Annotated in this window: 17 protein-coding genes; 13 read left to right on the top strand and 4 right to left on the bottom strand. The window is 66.2% G+C overall.

Annotated features, from left to right (window positions below):
- Positions 1-317: 317 nt before the first annotated feature.
- Together uvrB and IFT55_RS12380 are read left to right on the top strand one after the other, a co-directional pair.
- On the top strand, positions 318-2,516 hold the full coding sequence (gene uvrB, locus IFT55_RS12385; protein ID WP_192092445.1) for an excinuclease ABC subunit UvrB: 2,199 nt from the start codon (positions 318-320) through the stop codon (positions 2,514-2,516).
- Positions 2,517-2,522: 6 nt separating this feature from the next.
- Entirely contained in the window at positions 2,523-3,143 is a 621-nt protein-coding gene (locus IFT55_RS12380; RefSeq protein ID WP_342029307.1) for a hypothetical protein, read from the top strand.
- Positions 3,144-3,476: 333 nt separating this feature from the next.
- Here the strand turns inward: IFT55_RS12380 and IFT55_RS12375 are convergent, their stop codons facing one another.
- The gene (locus tag IFT55_RS12375) at positions 3,477-4,268 is read right to left on the bottom strand and encodes a formate/nitrite transporter family protein (RefSeq protein ID WP_192092443.1); all 792 of its coding nucleotides are present in this window, start codon (positions 4,266-4,268) and stop codon (positions 3,477-3,479) included.
- A gap of 163 nt (positions 4,269-4,431) precedes the next feature.
- On the opposite strand from IFT55_RS12375, the gene IFT55_RS12370 reads away from it, so the two are divergent.
- The 3 genes from IFT55_RS12370 to era all read left to right on the top strand — a co-directional run bounded on the left by IFT55_RS12370 (position 4,432) and on the right by era (position 7,350).
- Positions 4,432-4,800 carry a BlaI/MecI/CopY family transcriptional regulator gene (locus tag IFT55_RS12370; RefSeq protein ID WP_192092441.1) on the top strand — a complete coding sequence of 123 codons (369 nt, stop codon included), beginning with the start codon at positions 4,432-4,434 and terminating at the stop codon, positions 4,798-4,800.
- On the top strand, positions 4,797-6,365 hold the full coding sequence (locus tag IFT55_RS12365) for a M56 family metallopeptidase (protein ID WP_192092439.1): 1,569 nt from the start codon (positions 4,797-4,799) through the stop codon (positions 6,363-6,365). Before IFT55_RS12370 ends, IFT55_RS12365 begins: the two co-directional genes overlap by 4 nt.
- An 82-nt stretch (positions 6,366-6,447) precedes the next feature.
- Positions 6,448-7,350 (top strand): GTPase Era, encoded by a 903-nt coding sequence (era, locus tag IFT55_RS12360; RefSeq protein ID WP_192092437.1) that lies wholly within the window; start codon positions 6,448-6,450, stop codon positions 7,348-7,350.
- Positions 7,351-7,370: 20 nt separating this feature from the next.
- Here the strand turns inward: era and IFT55_RS12355 are convergent, their stop codons facing one another.
- Together IFT55_RS12355 and IFT55_RS12350 are read right to left on the bottom strand one after the other, a co-directional pair.
- On the bottom strand, positions 7,371-8,078 hold the full coding sequence (locus IFT55_RS12355; RefSeq protein WP_192092435.1) for an NAD-dependent deacylase: 708 nt from the start codon (positions 8,076-8,078) through the stop codon (positions 7,371-7,373).
- A gap of 193 nt (positions 8,079-8,271) precedes the next feature.
- Entirely contained in the window at positions 8,272-8,646 is a 375-nt protein-coding gene (locus IFT55_RS12350; protein ID WP_192092433.1) for a winged helix-turn-helix transcriptional regulator, read from the bottom strand.
- 103 nt (positions 8,647-8,749) lie between these two features.
- Between IFT55_RS12350 and IFT55_RS12345 the strand changes: the two genes are divergently transcribed.
- Positions 8,750-9,484 (top strand): NADPH-dependent F420 reductase, encoded by a 735-nt coding sequence (locus tag IFT55_RS12345; protein ID WP_192092431.1) that lies wholly within the window; start codon positions 8,750-8,752, stop codon positions 9,482-9,484.
- A gap of 620 nt (positions 9,485-10,104) precedes the next feature.
- Positions 10,105-10,653, top strand: a complete 549-nt coding sequence (locus tag IFT55_RS12340; RefSeq protein WP_192092556.1) for a pseudouridine synthase — start codon at positions 10,105-10,107, stop codon at positions 10,651-10,653.
- Between the two features lie 56 nt (positions 10,654-10,709).
- Here IFT55_RS12340 and IFT55_RS12335 read toward each other — a convergent pair whose 3' ends face one another.
- Positions 10,710-12,140: a sigma-54-dependent transcriptional regulator gene (locus IFT55_RS12335; protein WP_192092554.1), complete on the bottom strand. Its 1,431-nt coding sequence runs from the start codon at positions 12,138-12,140 to the stop codon at positions 10,710-10,712.
- Positions 12,141-12,370: 230 nt separating this feature from the next.
- Here IFT55_RS12335 and IFT55_RS12330 point away from each other — a divergent pair, with 230 nt between their 5' ends.
- The 6 genes from IFT55_RS12330 to IFT55_RS12305 all read left to right on the top strand — a co-directional run bounded on the left by IFT55_RS12330 (position 12,371) and on the right by IFT55_RS12305 (position 16,352).
- Positions 12,371-12,496, top strand: a complete 126-nt coding sequence (locus tag IFT55_RS12330) for an aa3-type cytochrome c oxidase subunit IV (protein ID WP_192092429.1) — start codon at positions 12,371-12,373, stop codon at positions 12,494-12,496.
- Position 12,497: 1 nt separating this feature from the next.
- Complete coding sequence (locus IFT55_RS12325; RefSeq protein WP_192092427.1) at positions 12,498-13,631, top strand: Re/Si-specific NAD(P)(+) transhydrogenase subunit alpha; 1,134 nt, start codon at positions 12,498-12,500, stop codon at positions 13,629-13,631.
- Entirely contained in the window at positions 13,631-13,999 is a 369-nt protein-coding gene (locus IFT55_RS12320; protein WP_192092425.1) for a PH domain-containing protein, read from the top strand. The genes IFT55_RS12325 and IFT55_RS12320 overlap by 1 nt, the downstream gene beginning before the upstream one ends.
- 74 nt (positions 14,000-14,073) lie before the next feature.
- A complete protein-coding gene (locus tag IFT55_RS17790) occupies positions 14,074-14,562 on the top strand; it encodes a DUF559 domain-containing protein (RefSeq protein ID WP_192092423.1) in 489 nt (162 codons plus the stop codon).
- Positions 14,563-14,566: 4 nt separating this feature from the next.
- Entirely contained in the window at positions 14,567-14,845 is a 279-nt protein-coding gene (locus tag IFT55_RS12310; protein ID WP_192092421.1) for an NAD(P) transhydrogenase subunit alpha, read from the top strand.
- 4 nt (positions 14,846-14,849) lie between these two features.
- Positions 14,850-16,352 (top strand): NAD(P)(+) transhydrogenase (Re/Si-specific) subunit beta, encoded by a 1,503-nt coding sequence (locus IFT55_RS12305; protein WP_192092419.1) that lies wholly within the window; start codon positions 14,850-14,852, stop codon positions 16,350-16,352.
- The last annotated feature ends 80 nt before the right edge of the window (positions 16,353-16,432 follow it).

Genomic DNA, 16,432 nt, shown 5'->3' with positions numbered 1-16,432 from the left:
GAAGTTGGGTCGTCGTGCGGGCGCGCGGAAAGAAGCTGGTTTTCACGCGGAAGCGCGGAGGCGCGGAGGAATGTCGTGGGCGTGGCAACCCCGGTTCCGTCACCCCAGCGCAGGCTGGGGTCTCCCGCGGCAGGGCGGGCGCTCCCGATCGGGAGACCCCAGCCTGCGCTGGGGTGACGATGATCGGGCAGGTTGCCATGCACGTAGCGCCTCCGCGCTTCCCCCCTCCGCGCCTTCGCGCCCCCGCGCTTCCGCCTGAACCGAACCGTCCTGTTTCCGATGTTGCCGTCCCGTTCCACGCAACCCATATTCCGTGCATGGCGATCCAGATCCGTACCGACCTGTCCGAACCGGAAACCGGTCAGACGTTCATTCCCCACCGCCCGTCGCGTCCGGCCAAGGTCGATGCGGGGCGGCGCTTCGTCATCCAGTCCGAATATGAACCCGCCGGCGATCAGCCGACGGCGATCCGCGAACTGGTGGCGGCGGCGCGGGCGGGGGAGCGGGATCAGGTGCTGCTGGGCGTCACCGGGTCGGGCAAGACGTTCACCATGGCCAAGACGATCGAGGAACTGCAACGCCCCGCGTTGATCCTTGCGCCCAACAAGATTCTCGCTGCGCAGTTGTACGGGGAAATGAAGTCGTTCTTTCCCGACAATGCCGTCGAATATTTTGTCAGCTATTATGATTACTATCAGCCCGAGGCCTATGTCGCCCGGTCCGATACGTACATCGAAAAGGAAAGCTCGACCAACGAGGCGATCGACCGGATGCGCCATTCGGCGACGCGGTCGCTGCTGGAACGCGACGATTGCATCATCGTGGCGTCGGTATCGTGCCTGTACGGGATCGGATCGGTCGAAACCTATTCGGCGATGATCTTCGACCTGAAAAAGGGCGATGTGGTCGACCAGCGCGAGATCGTGCGCAAGCTGGTCGCGCTGCAATACAAGCGCAACGACGCCGCGTTCCAGCGCGGCAATTTCCGCGTGCGCGGCGATTCGCTGGAACTGTTCCCGTCGCATTATGACGACAGCGCGTGGCGGATCACCTTTTTCGGCAACGATATCGAGGAAATCGTCGAATTCGACCCGCTGACCGGCAAGAAGGTCGCGAACCTCAATTCGATCCGCGTCTACGCCAATTCGCACTACGTCACGCCCGGCCCGACGCTGAAACAGGCGGGCGAGGCGATCAAGCATGAGCTGGCCGAACGGCTCAAGGAATTGGTGATGGAGGGCAAGCTGCTGGAAGCGCAGCGGCTGGAACAGCGCACCAATTTCGATCTGGAGATGATCGCCGCCACGGGTTCGTGCGCGGGGATCGAGAATTACAGCCGTTTCCTGACCGGTCGCCTGCCGGGCGAGCCGCCGCCCACGCTGTTCGAATATCTGCCCGAAAACGCATTGCTGTTCGTCGACGAGAGTCACCAGACGATCGGGCAGATCAACGGCATGTCGCGCGGCGATCACCGGCGCAAGATCACGCTGGCCGAATATGGATTCCGCCTGCCGTCGGCGATCGACAACCGGCCGTTGCGCTTCAACGAATGGGACGCGATGCGCCCGCAGACGGTGTGCGTGTCCGCCACGCCGGGCGGATGGGAGCTGGAACAGACCGGCGGCGTATTCAGCGAACAGGTGATCCGCCCGACCGGGCTGATCGATCCGCCGATCGAGATCAAGCCGGTCGAGGAACAGGTCGACGACCTGATCTTCGAAGCGAAGAAGACGGCGGAGATGGGCTATCGCACGCTGGTCACCACGCTGACCAAGCGGATGGCGGAGGATCTGACCGAATTCATGCACGAGGCGGGTCTCAAGGTCCGCTATATGCACAGCGACGTCGAGACGCTGGAGCGCATCGAACTGATCCGCGACCTGCGCATGGGGGTGTACGACGTGCTGGTCGGCATCAACCTGCTGCGCGAGGGGCTGGATATCCCCGAATGCGGGCTGGTCGCGATCCTCGACGCCGACAAGGAAGGGTTCCTGCGGTCCGAAACCTCGCTGATCCAGACGATCGGCCGCGCCGCGCGCAACGTGGAGGGGCGGGTGATCCTGTACGCCGACCGCATGACCGGCAGCATGGAACGCGCGATCGCGGAAACCGATCGCCGGCGTGAGAAGCAGCGCGAATATAACGCCGCGCATGGCATCACCCCGACCACGATCAAGCGCAACATCGGCGACATCATCGCGCATGTCGCGTCGAAGGATCAGGTCACGGTCGAGATCGACGACGGTCCGCGCCACATGGTCGGCCACAACCTTCGGTCCTATATCGAAAGCCTCGAAAAGCAGATGCGCGAGGCGGCGTCGAATCTCGAGTTCGAGACGGCGGGCCGGTTGCGCGACGAGATCCGATCGCTCGAAAGCGAGGAATTGGGCCTGCCCGCGTCGGAGCATAAGGCGCCGGTGATGGGCCGGTCGAACGAGGGGAAGCCCGGCACGCGCAAGACCCGGTACGGCAAGCAGAAGGCGGTGCGGATGGCGGGGACGGCGCGCAAACGCTGACCCCCCTTGCGCGACGGACCGGACCGGTCCCGCGACGGCGTCTTGCCGATCGACACCGCGACGGTTGAGGCGGGCGGGACCATGCCGCATAAGGTCGGCATGCGTATCCTGTTTCCGCTCGCCCCGATCGTCCTGCTTGCCGGTTGCGTGCCGCCCGCCGCCGCGCCCCCGGCCACGGCACCCGCGCCCCGGCCGGCACCGCGTCCGCAGCCGGTATTGCCCGCGCCGCCGCCCGCCTCGTCCGACTGGCGCGACTGGGCGCTGACGCCGGGCGACTGGCAGTATCGCGGACTGTCGGGTGGATCGGCGGCCAGTTTCGGCGTGCGCGGCGCGGCACCGGTGGCGACGCTGACCTGCGACCGTGCGGCGCGACAGGTCACGCTGTCGCTGGCCAGCGCGGCCCCGGCGGCGGGAACGGTGGCGATCCGCACCTCCAGCACGCAGCGCAGCCTTGCCGTGCGGCCCGCGCCCGGTGGCGTCGCGGCGGTGCTGCCCGCCGCCGACCGGCTGCTCGACGCGATGGGGTTCAGCCGGGGACGCTTCGTGGTGGAAGGCGCGGGCGTCGGTCGCCTCGTCCTGCCGGCATGGGCCGAAATCCTGCGCGTGACCGAAGATTGCCGCGGCTGATCCGGGGCGTCGATCATCCCCAGAAAACGGTACGATTCAAGTCTTGCGCTAAGGCCCGGCATGCCACACATTCTGGTCGCGTCACCAGTCGGGGCGCGCAGGCTTTAACTAGCGAAAGGAGGTGATCCGATGTCTCATGGTTCAGCAGTGGGTTCGGTTCAGTTCGTTCGGGAGACGCGCCGCTAAGGTGTCGACTGGCCGCGTGCGGGGGTATGTTCCCCGGTAAACGCCGTGGCCGACAGACATGCGGCTCGCATGGTCTCCCGGGCTGGAACTTCCGGCCGCTGACCATGCTGAAGGTCGTCGGGTGTCGAGAGACCCCGGCGGCCTTCTTCACGTCCGGGGATGGTCATGCTCGATCAGCGTGCCGTGCCCCGCCGCCAGCACGACCGCGACCAGCGACCCGCCGATGATGTTGCCCGTCGTCGCCAGCAACAGGTTGGCGACCAGCGCGCCCGCCGGCACCGCGCCCGGATCGACGCCCCACGCGATCGGCAGCAACGCCATGTTCGCGACCGAATGTTCGAACTCCGCCGCGACGAACAGCGTGACTGGCCCCACCACGCCCGCGATCTTGCCGCCGACCGACTTTGCACCGATCGCCATCCATACCGCGAGGCAGACCAGCATGTTGGCGAGAATGCCCGACGCGATCACTTCGACCCAGTCCTTGCCGAGCTTCGTCTCGGCCGTCGCCAGCGCCGCCCGTCCGACCGCGCCGTCCAGCGCTCCGGTCGCGCCCGATGCGACGAACAGCGCGGCAATGACGATCGATCCGATCAGGTTCGCGCTCCACACGATCGCCCAGTCGCGCACGGTTTCGCCGACCCCCAGTCGCGCCTGCGCCGCCGGAAGCACCAGCATCGTGTTGCCGGTGAACAATTGCGTGCCGGTCACCATCACCAGCATCAACCCGACCGAGAAGGCGAGACCCGACAGCAACTGCGTCGCGCCATCGGCGGGCATCGCGGCATGCCCGACCAGATAGCCGATCGCGCCGAACGCGATCTGCGCCCCGGCACCGATCCCGAGCAGCGCCATCCGGCCGACCGGCGGCCGTGATTTCGCGAACATCGCGTCGTCGACCGAATCGGCCAGCGTTTCGGCAGTCGCGTCGTCGGCCATGCCATGCTTCCCATCGTTGCGCACAAGAAACGGGCCGCGACCCGAATCGCTCCGATGGCGCCGACGTCGCGCATCCGGTGGCAGTTTGCCCGTTCGATCCACCGCCGCGAAGGCTCGAAGATTACACTTGTAAGCGCGACGATCACAGGTGTAGTCATGCGCCATGGCCGAACGAATCAGCGATGCCGAGCATGCCGTGATGGAAGTGCTCTGGGACCAGAACCCGCTCACCGCGCAGGAGGTGGTCGACCGCGTCGCCCCCGCGCGCGGATGGAGCGCGAACACCGTCAAGACGCTGTTGGGACGGCTGCTCGCCAAGACGGTGATCGCCGCCGACGAGGACGGACGGCGCTATCGCTATCGTCCGCTGGTCGTCCGTGAGGATTATGTCGCGGGGGAATCGCAAAAGTTCATCGACCGGCTGTTCGGCGGAAGCCTGACGCCGCTGGTCGCGCATCTCGCCGAACGCGATCAGTTGAGCGCGCGCGAGATCGACGAGATCGAGGCTCTGTTGAAGGCGCTGAAACAATGATCGGATGGGCGGTGGAAACGCTGGTGGCGGCAACGCTGCTGATGCTGCTGGTACTGGCGATCCGGGGGGCGGTCGCCCGCCGGTTCGGACCGCACGCCGCCTATGCATTGTGGGCGCTGCCCGCGCTGCGCATGGTGCTGCCGCCCATTCCCGATGCATGGCGACCGGTCGATTTCGCACCGATCGGGGCGGCGACCGACCCCGGACAGGTGATGATGTTCGTGCCGATCGCCGACGTGCCCGCCCTGCCGCAGGGCTGGGGCATGGCCGACGTGCCGGTGGCGGTCGTCGCGCTGTGGGCGGTCGGGGCGATCGGCTTCGTCGCGTGGCATATCGTCGCGCATCGCCGTTTCTGCGCCCGTATCCTGTCGTCGGGACAGGGGCGGGGGGTCGCGCAGGGGCATGTCCGCGTGATCGAAACGCGCCATGCCGCCGGGCCGCTGGCGTTCGGGGTATGGCGGCGATACGTCGCGATGCCGGCCGATTTCGCCGAGCGATACGATCCGCAGGAGCAGGCGTTGGCGCTGGCGCACGAACTGGGCCACCATGCGCGCGGCGACCTGCTCGCCAACTGGGCCGCACTGGTGATCCTTGGCTGCCACTGGTTCAATCCGGTCGCGTGGCGCGCATTCCGGGCGTTCCGCGCCGATCAGGAAATGGCGTGCGATGCGATGGTCCTTGCCCGCGCCACGCCGCGCGTCCGCCACGCCTATGCCAGCGCGATCGTCAAATCCGCCCATGGCGGCGCAATGTCCGCCGCCTGCCATCTGCACAGCATCAACGAACTGAAGGGGAGACTGGTCATGTTGTCCAAACACCGCGTCATGTCGCCGACGACCCGCCGTATCGCCAGCACCGCCACGCTGGCGCTGGCCGTCGTCGCACTGGGCGCCACCGCATCGGGGACCGAGGCGGCGGAAACGATCCGCACCGGCGTCGAGCGCGTGACCGGCGTCGAGCTCGCCGCCGTCGAACTGCAGGCGGCAGAGGCGCTCGCCCCGATCGCCTTGGTCACGGCGCAGGCTGCGCAGGCCGCCCCCATTACCACGCCCGAAGTTCCCGCCGACCCCGCCGATCCCGCCCCGCCGGTGTCGGAAACCACGACGGAAACCCGCCGCACCACGACGGGTGCCGACGGCAAGCCGCGTCAGATCATCCTGCGTCAGGTGCGCCGCGACGGGCCGATGAGCGATGCGGATGTCGACGCGATCGTCGCGTCGGTGCCCGAAGTGATCGAACGCAAATGCGGCATCGACGGCCCGAACCGGCGACAGGTGTCGATCAACGAAACCAGCGGTACGAAGCGGCGGATCATCATCTGCACCGACCGTGCCGAACAGATCGGCGTCGAGGCGGCGGTCGAGGTGCGGCTGGCCCATGCTTCGGCGGTGGAGGCACGATCGGCGGCCCGCGCCGGGCTGGCGGCGGCGATGTCGGGACTGCGCGCGGCGCGGCAGACGCTGGCGACGCAGCCCGGCCTGTCGGCCGAACAGCGTCGCGAGGCGCTGGAAGACATCGACGACAGCATTCGCGAGGTTCGGGAAGAGTTCGAGTCCGAAGGCTGAACCCGCCGCATCCGTCCGGCCCCTTCCGCAACGGGCGTCGGACGGGTATGGGGCGGGTTTACCCCGTCCGAAAGCCAGTGAATTGACCCCATCCTCCCAGTCGTGCGGCCTCGTCGCCATCGTCGGCGCGCCCAATGCCGGCAAATCGACGCTGGTCAACGCGCTGGTCGGACAGAAGGTCGCGATCACCAGTCCAAAGGCGCAGACGACGCGCACCCGGTTGATGGGCATCGCGATCGAAGGCGACACCCAGTTGCTGCTGGTCGACACCCCCGGCATCTTCGAACCCAAACGGCGGCTAGACCGCGCGATGGTATCGGCGGCGTGGGAGGGCACGCACGGCGCGGATGCGGTCGCGGTGGTGGTCGACGGGCGGGGCGGCATCGGGCCGAAGGTCCGCGCGATCGTCGAGCCGCTGGCGACCCGCAAGGAACCCAAGCTGCTGATCCTGAACAAGGTCGACATCGCCGACAAGCCGCGCCTGCTGGACCATGCCGCGCGGCTGCACGAAATGGCGGCGTTCGACGAAACCTTCTTCGTCAGCGCGCAGACTGGCGACGGCCTGCCCGAAATGAAGGCGGCGCTGGCCAAGCGCATGCCCGAAGGGCCGTGGCACTTCCCCGAGGATCAGGTGAGCGACGCCACCGACCGGATGCTGGCGGCGGAAGTGACGCGCGAGCAGCTATATCACCAGCTGCACGAGGAACTGCCCTATGCCAGCGCGGTCGATACCGAACGCTATCTCGAACGCGACGACGGGTCGGTCGAGATCCACCAGCAGATCTTCGTCGCACGCGACACGCAGCGCGCGATCGTGCTGGGCAAGGGCGGGCAGCGGATCAAGGAAATCGGCGCGACCGCGCGCAAGGAATTGCAGGAATTGCTGGGCGTGCGCGTGCACCTGTACCTGCACGTGAAGGTCAAACCCAATTGGGAAGAAGACCGGATGCTGTACCGCGATATCGGACTCGACTGGGTCGAATAGGCACCGCCGGAGCGCGGCGGCTATGCCGCGCCGGTCAGCACCGCATCGACCCATGCCGGCACCAGCGTGCCCGCCGCGCCCAGCCGGCTGTCGTCGAACCGGGCGCTGCCCGCCGATCGTTCCAGATTGAGTTCCAGCGTCGCCGCACCGGCATGGCGCGCCAGTTCGACGAACCCCGCCGCCGGATAGACCGCGCCCGACGTGCCGATCGACACGAACAGGTCGCACGACAGGATCGCGTCCTCGATCCGTTCCATCGCATAGGGCATTTCGCCGAAGAACACGATGTCGGGGCGCAGCGCCGGGGCATGGCAGGCGGGGCAGGCGCTGCCCGGCGGCAGGTCGCCGTCATGCGGTGCGCGATCCCCGCATGCCGCGCACAGCCGCGATTTCAATTCGCCATGCATGTGCAGCAGGCGCCGCGATCCGGCGCGGTCATGCAGGTCGTCGACATTCTGTGTGACGAGCAACAGGTCGCCGGCCCAGTCGCGATCGAGCCGCACCAGCGCATGATGCGCCGCATTCGGCTCGACCCTCGTCAATGCGGCGCGGCGCAGGTCGTAGAAGCGGTGGACCAGATCGGGGTCGGCCCGCAACGCCTGCGGCGTACAGACGTCCTCGACGCGATGCCCCTCCCACAGCCCGCCGGGACCGCGAAAGGTGGCGATCCCCGATTCGGCGGAAATGCCCGCGCCGGTGAGGATGACGATGTTGCGGGGGTCGGTCATGGCCGGTGCTTACGACGGTGGCCGAATGTGTGGAAGTGGTGGAGCGGTCCGGCTGCATCCCGGAAGATTGGAAGGCGATAGCCGACGTTTGCTGACGCCGTCGGCATTCTCGGAAACGATCGAATTCGAGGAACGACCGAGTTTGGGTGGAAAACAGAACCTGCCGTCTGGACAAGAGAAGCGCCTAATGACCTCACGCCGTCTTGGTAACCTCATTTTTCAACGAGCCCTGCTCCACCGCCCAGTTGACTAAGGCTTCGATCGAAGGGCCGAGCGCGTACCCTTTGTCGGTCAGAGCGTATTCCACCTTCGGTGGAACTTGAGGATAGACAGTCCGCGTGAGGATGCCGTCCTTCTCCAGTTCCTTGAGCTGCTGGATCAACATTTTCTGATTCACGCCCTCAACGCGGCGCTCCAGTTCGGAGAATCGCACCGGTTCTCTTGCCGCGAAGAGTTGGACGATGATCGCGATCTTCCACTTGCCTTCGAGCACACGCAGGGTCTCGCTTGTTGCCGCTGCCCAAATGAGCTGCTGCCTCGGGTCCTGGTTCTGGCAATCACGATCCATGCACTTACCTTTTGGTATGTACCCCACCTTTCGGTGAGTTCTTGCGATGTGTGGAGCTAACGCTATTTAACCAGCAAGGCAACATTCATGATCGGAACATTTAATGAAAATCGGAATCATCGGCGCAGGAAACATCGGGGCAAGTCTGGCTCAGATTTTGGACAAAGCTGGCTATGACGTGAAGCTGGCCAATTCAAAGGCGCCCGAAACGCTCAGGGAGGTCGTGAATGGTACGGCGATCGAGGCGGTCACCCGTGAGAATGCCGTCAAGGACGTCGATGTGATCATTCTTTCCGTTCCGTTTGCTCGAAATCCAGAACTTGCGCCGGTGCTCGCAAATGTTCCCGCGAGCGTGATCATCATCGACACGTCAAACTACTACCCCGCACGGGACGGCAGGGTTGAAGAGGTGGATAAAGGAAAGCTGGAAACTGTCTGGAGCAGTGAGCAGATGGGACGGCCTCTCGTGAAAGCCTGGAACGCCCTTCTGTCCTTCACACTCAACGAAGCCGGATCAGAAAGTGGTTCAGCTTCCAGACTTGCCATACCGATCGGTGGCGATGATGAGGCTGCTAAATCCGTAGTGTCGCGCTTGGTCGATGATACGGGTTTCGATGCCGTGGACGCCGGCCCTATATCGGAGTCCTGGCGTTTCCAGCCGGGCGCGCCCGCCTATTGCACGGAGCTCGATGCCGTCGGCTTGGCGAAGGCGCTTTCGTATGCTGATAAGGCCCGCTCGCCCCACAACGTTGAACTCATCACCCAAGCGTTCATCGACGGGAGCTTGACGTTCGAACGTGAAGCGATGGTAGCCTTCAATCGCAAGGTGTCAGGCTAAACTAGGTCAGGGTCGTAGGCCTATTCTCAGCGGCGCGTAAGAGCAGTCCATTGATTTGTTCGTTTGCTCTTACGCGCGTGGTTTGATCGGCCATGGTATCTAAAGATTACCGCGAGAAATCTCGGCATCGGAGTGGAGATGTGGAAGGTCCAAAATTGGGGGGGTAGTTGTCATTTCGACTTTCCGTTGGGGACTAAGACCCCTTAACGACGCGATGTCCTTCCCATAGTCGCTTGGCACGGCGAAAGGTGGCGATCTCCGAACCGGCGAAGATGCCCGTGTCGGAAAGGATGGCGATGTTGCGGGCTGTCGTCGGCGGTGGCGTAGCGGCGCGTGATCGTGGCTCTACCGCTCCTTTCTGAAGGGGGGCGACCCTGCGTCGGCAGGGTGACGCGGGCGCATTTTCAGGCGATTCAGCATTCGCTGTCCTACAGGTCGGGCCTCTGCCATCCTCCACACCGTTCTTTGACAACCGAATTCTTCGTCGCGCGACGCCGATACCTGCGGCCATCGTCAAAAGCGTAGCGAGTGTGACTTTCGTGACCTTTGGACGGATCACGCCGTGTGATCCGCCTCCAAGGCCGCTCGACAACCGGCATCGCGTGGGCGACAGGCTGGCGATGGCCCGCCTGATCCTGCTCAACAAACCCTATGGCGTGCTGTCGCAGTTCACCGATCGCGGCAGCCCGACCGCGCGGGCGACGCTGTCGGATCATGTCGACGTGCCGGGCGTCTATCCCGCCGGTCGGCTGGACCGGGACAGCGAGGGGTTGCTGCTCCTGACCGACGATGGCGCGTTGCAGGCGCGGATCGCGGACCCGCGGTTCAAGCTGGCGAAAACCTATCTCGTGCAGGTTGAAGGTGCGCCGGATGCGGCGGCGCTCGACGGGTTGCGGCAGGGGGTGGTGCTGAACGACGGGCCGACGCGACCGGCGGAGGTCGCCGCGATCGATCCGCCCGCGCTGTGGTCGCGCGATCCGCCGGTGCGGTTCCGCAAATCGGTGCCCGACCACTGGCTGTCGCTGACGATCCGCGAAGGCCGCAACCGGCAGGTGCGGCGGATGACGGCGGCGGTGGGCCTGCCGACGCTGCGGCTGGTGCGCTGGCGGATCGGGGAATGGACGCTGGACGGCCTTGCGCCGGGCGCGTGGCGCGAGGTCCGGGTCTAGGGCGACCGTCCGGTGCGTTCGCGCCTTTGTATCTGCCCACGCCGACGCGCCGCGCGTCAGGCGGCGTTCTGGTCGATGCCCAGTTCGCCCAGCTTGCGGTACAGCGTCGAGCGACCGATGCCGAGCCGGCGCGCAACTTCGGTCATGCGCCCGCGATAATGGCCGATGGCGAGGCGGATGACGTCGGCCTCGATCTCGTCCAGCGCGCGCAGGTTGCCGTCGGGACGGAACAGCGTCACGCCGCCGGCATCGACATGGCGGTGCTGCGGCAGTGCCGACATCGGTCCCGGACCGCCGGCCAGTTGGGCGATCTGCGGAAAGTCGGCGCGGGTCAGCGCGTCGCCGTCGCACAGCACCGCCGCACGGAACAGCGCGTTCTGCAACTGGCGGACGTTGCCCGGCCACGCATAGGAACCGAGCAGCGCGATCGCATCGTCGGTGATGCCCAGCTGCCGCAGCCCCGGCTGTTCGGCGATGCGCGCCATCAGGTGGCGGGCAAGCGCGGGAATGTCGCCGGTGCGTTCGCGCAACGGGGGGATCGTGACCTGCACGACGTTGAGGCGGTAATACAGGTCCTCGCGGAAGCGTCCGGCCTCGACCTCCTCGGTCAGCGTCTTGTTGGTGGCGGCCACGACGCGCACGTCGACCTCGATCGCGTTGCGCGCGCCGACCGGGTGGACCTCGCCCGATTGCAGGACGCGCAGCAGCTTGACCTGCGCCTCGAACGGCATTTCGCCGACTTCGTCGAGGAACAGCGTGCCGCCATCGGCTTCCTGGAACCGGCCGATCTTGCGTTCGAACGCGCCGGTGAACGCGCCCTTTTCGTGGCCGAACAGCTCGCTTTCGACCAGGTTGGCGGGGATCGCGCCGCAATTGACGCGGACGATCGCCTTTTTCGCGCGGGGGGAGGCAGCGTGGATCGCTTCGGCGACGACTTCCTTGCCGACGCCGCTCTCGCCTTCGAGCAGGACGGGGACGCGGGCGCGCGCCGCCTTTGCCGCGATGGCCAGTGCCGCGCGGAATTTCGGGGCCGACCCGACGATCTCGTCGAACGCCAGCGGCATCGACAGTTTTTCGGTTAACGGACGCAGCTCGCCCGCCGTCTCGCCGCCCGTCGCCGCTTCCAGCGCGGCGAGCAGCCGTTCGGCGGCGAGCGGCTTGACGAGGAAGTCGCTGGCACCGCTGCGCATCGCCGATACCGCGCTCGCGACCGATCCGTTAGCGGTGAGCATCAGGATGGGCAGGGCAGGGCGGTTGCGGCGCAATTCCGCGATCAGCGACGTCGCGTCGCAATCGGGGGACCAGTGGTCGAGCAGCACCGCGTCGAGCGCCATGCCGTCCGCCGTGCCCAGCGTCGCGAGGGCGCTGTCGGCATCCCCGGCAAAGATCGTGCGCCATCCGCGCCGGCCCGCGATCGCTGCGACCAGCCGGCGCTGCGCCGGTTCGTCGTCGATCACCATCAGCACTCGCTGCCCGCCTCGCGCCATCGCCATTCTGTCCCTGTCGTCCCGTATCGGAGCAGGGTGTAGGCGTCCGTATGTAAAGGGCGGCTTAATGGCGGAGCCATCCGGTGTTAACATGGCAGGGCGGTTCGCCTGCGCGCTGTCCGATACCTCGGACCGATTCCACAAAGGGTTTCCCCGTTCGCGCTGGCACTTGGCGATGGCGGCCGTGCAGGCTAGACAGTCGGGAACGACAAGAATCTGAGAGGGGTTCGATGGCGACCGACGGCCGACCACCCGCACATGCGGGAACGTACAGCAGTTTCCTGCGCTGGTTCATGTGGGGAGCGATCGTCTGTGCGCTGCTCGCCGCGCTGGTCATCTGGCTGATCGCGGACTGATATGCGGATCGCGGTCCTTGCCGAACAGGCACCCGGCGAGCGTCGGGTGGCCGCAACCCCCGAAACCGTCCGGAAATTCATCACGCTGGGTGCCGACGTCGCCGTGGAAACGGCGGCGGGGACCGGCGCGTCGATCGACGATTCGGCCTATGCCGCTGCCGGGGCGACCGTCGCGACGCGCGGCGAAACGCTGGCCGGGGCGGATATCGTGCTGGGCGTGTCGGGGCCGGCCCCTGACAGCCTTGGCGGCGTGAAGCCCGGCGCGTGGCTGGTCGCCGGACTGAACCCGTCGGGGGATCGTGCACGCATCGACGATTATGCCGCGCTGGGCATCGAGGCGATGGCGATGGAGTGGATGCCGCGCATCACGCGTGCGCAGTCGATGGACATCCTGTCGTCGCAGTCGAATCTGGCGGGATACAAGGCGGTGCTGGACGCCGCCGCCGAATATGGTCGCGCCTTTCCGATGATGATGACCGCAGCCGGCACGGTATCGGCGGCGCGCGTCTTCGTGATGGGCGTCGGCGTGGCGGGGTTGCAGGCGATTGCGACCGCGCGACGGCTGGGTGCGCAGGTGTCCGCCACCGACGTGCGGTCGGCGACGCGCGAACAGATCCAGTCGCTGGGCGCAAAGCCGATCTTCGTCGAGAAGGTGGCGGGAATCGAAGGCGAGGGTGCGGGCGGCTATGCCGGTGAGATGAGCGCCGAATATCAGGCGGCGCAGGCCGAGCTGGTGTCCGCGCATATCGCGAAGCAGGATATCGTCGTCACTACCGCGCTGATCCCCGGCCGCCCCGCGCCGCGGCTCATCACCGATGCGCAGGTCGCGAGTATGCGCGCGGGCAGCGTGATCGTCGATCTGGCGGTCGAGCAGGGCGGCAATGTCGAGGGCGCGGCGGCGGGTGAGATCGTCGTGCGGCACGGCGTGAAGATCGTCGGGCATCGCAACGTGCCAAGCCGACTGGCCGCCGACGCATCGGCGTTGTTCGCCCGCAACCTGTACAATTTCCTCTCCGCCTATTGGGATAAGGATGCGGGTCGGCCGGTGCTGCCGCCCGAGGACGAAGTGACGCAGGGGATCGTGCTGACACGCGGCGGCGCAGTGGTGCACCCGAAACTGACGGGAGCGGCGTAATGGGATTGTTCAGCAGCCATGAGGTCGAACCCGCTGAAATCCGCGAAACCTATGGTCACGCGCTGATCGCGGGCGAAGAGGTGCTGGCGGCGTTCCGTTCGCTGCGCGACACCGCGTTCCTGACCAACCTGCGCTTCGTGCTGGTCGACGTGCAGGGGATTACGGGGTCGAAGATATCGTTCCAGAGCGTGCCGTATCGCTCGATCACACGCTTTTCGGTCGAAAGCGCAGGAACGTTCGACCTCGACAGCGATCTGAACCTGTGGGTGACCGGCGCGTCGACGCCGATGACGCTGAAGGTCAGCCGCAAGGCCGATCCGGCCGCGATCCAGCGGTTGCTGGCGGAACTGGTGCTGGGCAAGCGGTGAGGGGAACGGCGGTCCTTATCGATCCTGGGCATGTTGTGCGTCGGGCAGGGGACCGCGCGCAGCGTGGCGGCGCGATGGTCGCGAATATCCTTTCCGGTATGGGGCGAGGCACCGGCGTGTCGCGTCGTGACGGGCGTCATAAGCTCCGCCGCGTCGAAGTAGCGATCATATGTCGGCCAAGACACGCGTTGTCGCTTCCGGAGGCGTCGGCATGGCAGCGTGGACGTAGTGGACAAGCGGGCGCGAACGTTCAGCGTCATCATCCCGTCGGGCCGTACGTGGCGGATTTGCGTTGCCATGACACCGCGCTGGGGATCGGGATCGACCGCGACGCGCATGATCGCGGTTCGTGGGCGCGACCCGATCCGGTCCGGCCGACCATGCGACGCGGACACGGGCGTACGGTCCTGTACACCGTTGCGCGGCGGGTGTCCGTCGACGTCCGCGAAGAGGCTCCCGCGACCGGCTCGTTGACGGTTTTCGCGCATCTCAACGCTGCGAATCCAAGCCTGTCCCGTGGCGAGGCGTCTGTTGTCGCCGTTCTTTCCATCCCGCTGGAGTAGTCCCATGGACTTCGTCTCGATTCTGTCGATCTTCGTGCTGGCATGTTTCGTCGGCTATTATGTCGTGTGGTCGGTGACGCCCGCGCTGCATACGCCGTTGATGGCGGTCACCAACGCGATCTCGTCGGTCATCATCGTCGGCGCGCTGATCGCCGCCGCCGCCGCCGGGGTGCCGGGGGCGAAGTGGCTGGGGCTGCTGGGCGTGGTGCTGGCCAGCATTAACATCTTCGGCGGGTTCGCCGTGACCGCACGCATGCTCGCCATGTACAAGAAGAAGGGCTGAGACGATGCACGAGGCCGCTCCCGTCAATCCATGGGTCGCACTTGCCTATCTGATCGCGGGGGTGTGCTTCATCCTCGCGCTGCGCGGGCTGTCGTCGCCCGCGACCAGCCGCCGGGGCAACCGGATGGGCATGATCGGCATGGGGATCGCGGTCGTCACCACGCTCGCGACCCACTGGCCGTGGGTAAGCGCGACGGGGGCAAGCGTCGGCATCGACGGCACGATTCCAACGTTCACGACCGACTGGGCCAGCGCCGCCGAGATCCTCGCCGCCATCGCGATCGGCGCGGTCATCGGTCTGACCACCGCAAAACGCATCGCGATGACGGCGATGCCGCAGCTGGTCGCCGCGTTCCATTCGCTGGTCGGGCTGGCCGCCGTGCTGGTTGGGGTCGCCGCGTATCTGAATCCGGCGGCGTTCGGCATTTCGTCGCTGGTCGTGCCGATGATCGGCCAGCCGTTCGCGGTCATCAACCCGGTCAGCAAGGTCGAGATGGGGTTGGGCGTCGCGATCGGCGCGATCACCTTTTCGGGATCGATTATCGCGTTCCTGAAACTGAACGGTTCGATGAGCGGCAAGCCGATCCTGTTGCCCGGACGGCACGCAATCAACCTCGTCACGCTGGCGGCGATCCTGATCCTCGTCGCGCAGTTCGCGCATACGCAGGACACATGGCCGTTCTGGGTGGTCGTCGTGTTGTCGTTCGCGATCGGGTTCCTGCTCATCATCCCGATCGGCGGAGCGGACATGCCGGTCGTGGTGTCGATGCTGAACAGCTATTCGGGCTGGGCCGCTGCCGCGATGGGTTTCACGCTGGGCAACACCGCGATGATCGTGACCGGCGCGCTGGTCGGATCGTCGGGCGCGATCCTGAGCTACATCATGTGCCGCGCGATGAACCGCAGCTTCATCAGCGTGATCGCGGGCGGTTTCGGCGCGACCGACAGCGGCGGCGGCGGCGCGGCGGCGATCGACAGGCCGTGGAAGCGCGGGTCCGCGGAGGACGCCGCGTTCCTGCTGCAACAGGCCGAACAGGTCATCATCGTACCAGGATACGGCATGGCGGTGGCGCAGGCGCAGCATGCCCTGCGCGAGATGGGCGACAAGCTGAAGGAACATGGCGTCCGCGTGAAATACGCGATCCACCCGGTCGCGGGGCGGATGCCGGGGCATATGAACGTGCTGCTGGCCGAAGCGAACGTGCCCTATGACGATGTGTTCGAGCTGGAGGACATCAACTCCGAATTCGCGCAGACCGACGTCGCGTTCGTGATCGGCGCGAACGACGTGACCAATCCGGCGGCGAAGACCGACAAGACATCGCCGATCTATGGCATGCCGGTGCTCGACGTCGAAAAGGCGAAGACCGTGCTGTTCATCAAGCGGTCGATGGGCGGCGTCGGCTATGCCGGGGTGGATAACGAGGTGTTCTACATGGACAATACCATGATGCTGCTGGCCGACGCGAAGAAGATGGTCGAGGAAATCGTGAAGGCGTTCGACTGACCGCGCGGGGCGGGGGCACGAGCGCCCTGTCCCGTCCGGCACGCCATTCTCGCCCCGCTATGTGTCGATGATGATACGCG

The organism is Sphingomonas sp. CFBP 13720 (assembly GCF_014842075.1).
Lineage (GTDB): Bacteria > Pseudomonadota > Alphaproteobacteria > Sphingomonadales > Sphingomonadaceae > Sphingomonas.
Note: the sequence above shows the minus strand (reverse complement) of the source record. Positions and strands in the feature narration are given on the sequence as shown.

Excerpts from the sequence above, each read along its gene's own strand:
- uvrB (WP_192092445.1), top strand. The coding sequence starts at position 318 with ATGGCGATCCAGATCCGTACCGACCTGTCCGAACCGGAAACCGGTCAG.
- IFT55_RS12375 (WP_192092443.1), bottom strand. The coding sequence starts at position 4,268 with ATGGCCGACGACGCGACTGCCGAAACGCTGGCCGATTCGGTCGACGAC.
- IFT55_RS12370 (WP_192092441.1), top strand. The coding sequence starts at position 4,432 with ATGGCCGAACGAATCAGCGATGCCGAGCATGCCGTGATGGAAGTGCTC.
- IFT55_RS12365 (WP_192092439.1), top strand. The coding sequence starts at position 4,797 with ATGATCGGATGGGCGGTGGAAACGCTGGTGGCGGCAACGCTGCTGATG.
- IFT55_RS12355 (WP_192092435.1), bottom strand. The coding sequence starts at position 8,078 with ATGACCGACCCCCGCAACATCGTCATCCTCACCGGCGCGGGCATTTCC.
- IFT55_RS12350 (WP_192092433.1), bottom strand. The coding sequence starts at position 8,646 with ATGGATCGTGATTGCCAGAACCAGGACCCGAGGCAGCAGCTCATTTGG.
- IFT55_RS12345 (WP_192092431.1), top strand. The coding sequence starts at position 8,750 with ATGAAAATCGGAATCATCGGCGCAGGAAACATCGGGGCAAGTCTGGCT.
- IFT55_RS12340 (WP_192092556.1), top strand. The coding sequence starts at position 10,105 with ATGGCCCGCCTGATCCTGCTCAACAAACCCTATGGCGTGCTGTCGCAG.
- IFT55_RS12335 (WP_192092554.1), bottom strand. The coding sequence starts at position 12,140 with ATGGCGCGAGGCGGGCAGCGAGTGCTGATGGTGATCGACGACGAACCG.
- IFT55_RS12330 (WP_192092429.1), top strand. The coding sequence starts at position 12,371 with ATGGCGACCGACGGCCGACCACCCGCACATGCGGGAACGTACAGCAGT.
- IFT55_RS12325 (WP_192092427.1), top strand. The coding sequence starts at position 12,498 with ATGCGGATCGCGGTCCTTGCCGAACAGGCACCCGGCGAGCGTCGGGTG.
- IFT55_RS12320 (WP_192092425.1), top strand. The coding sequence starts at position 13,631 with ATGGGATTGTTCAGCAGCCATGAGGTCGAACCCGCTGAAATCCGCGAA.
- IFT55_RS17790 (WP_192092423.1), top strand. The coding sequence starts at position 14,074 with ATGGTCGCGAATATCCTTTCCGGTATGGGGCGAGGCACCGGCGTGTCG.
- IFT55_RS12310 (WP_192092421.1), top strand. The coding sequence starts at position 14,567 with ATGGACTTCGTCTCGATTCTGTCGATCTTCGTGCTGGCATGTTTCGTC.
- IFT55_RS12305 (WP_192092419.1), top strand. The coding sequence starts at position 14,850 with ATGCACGAGGCCGCTCCCGTCAATCCATGGGTCGCACTTGCCTATCTG.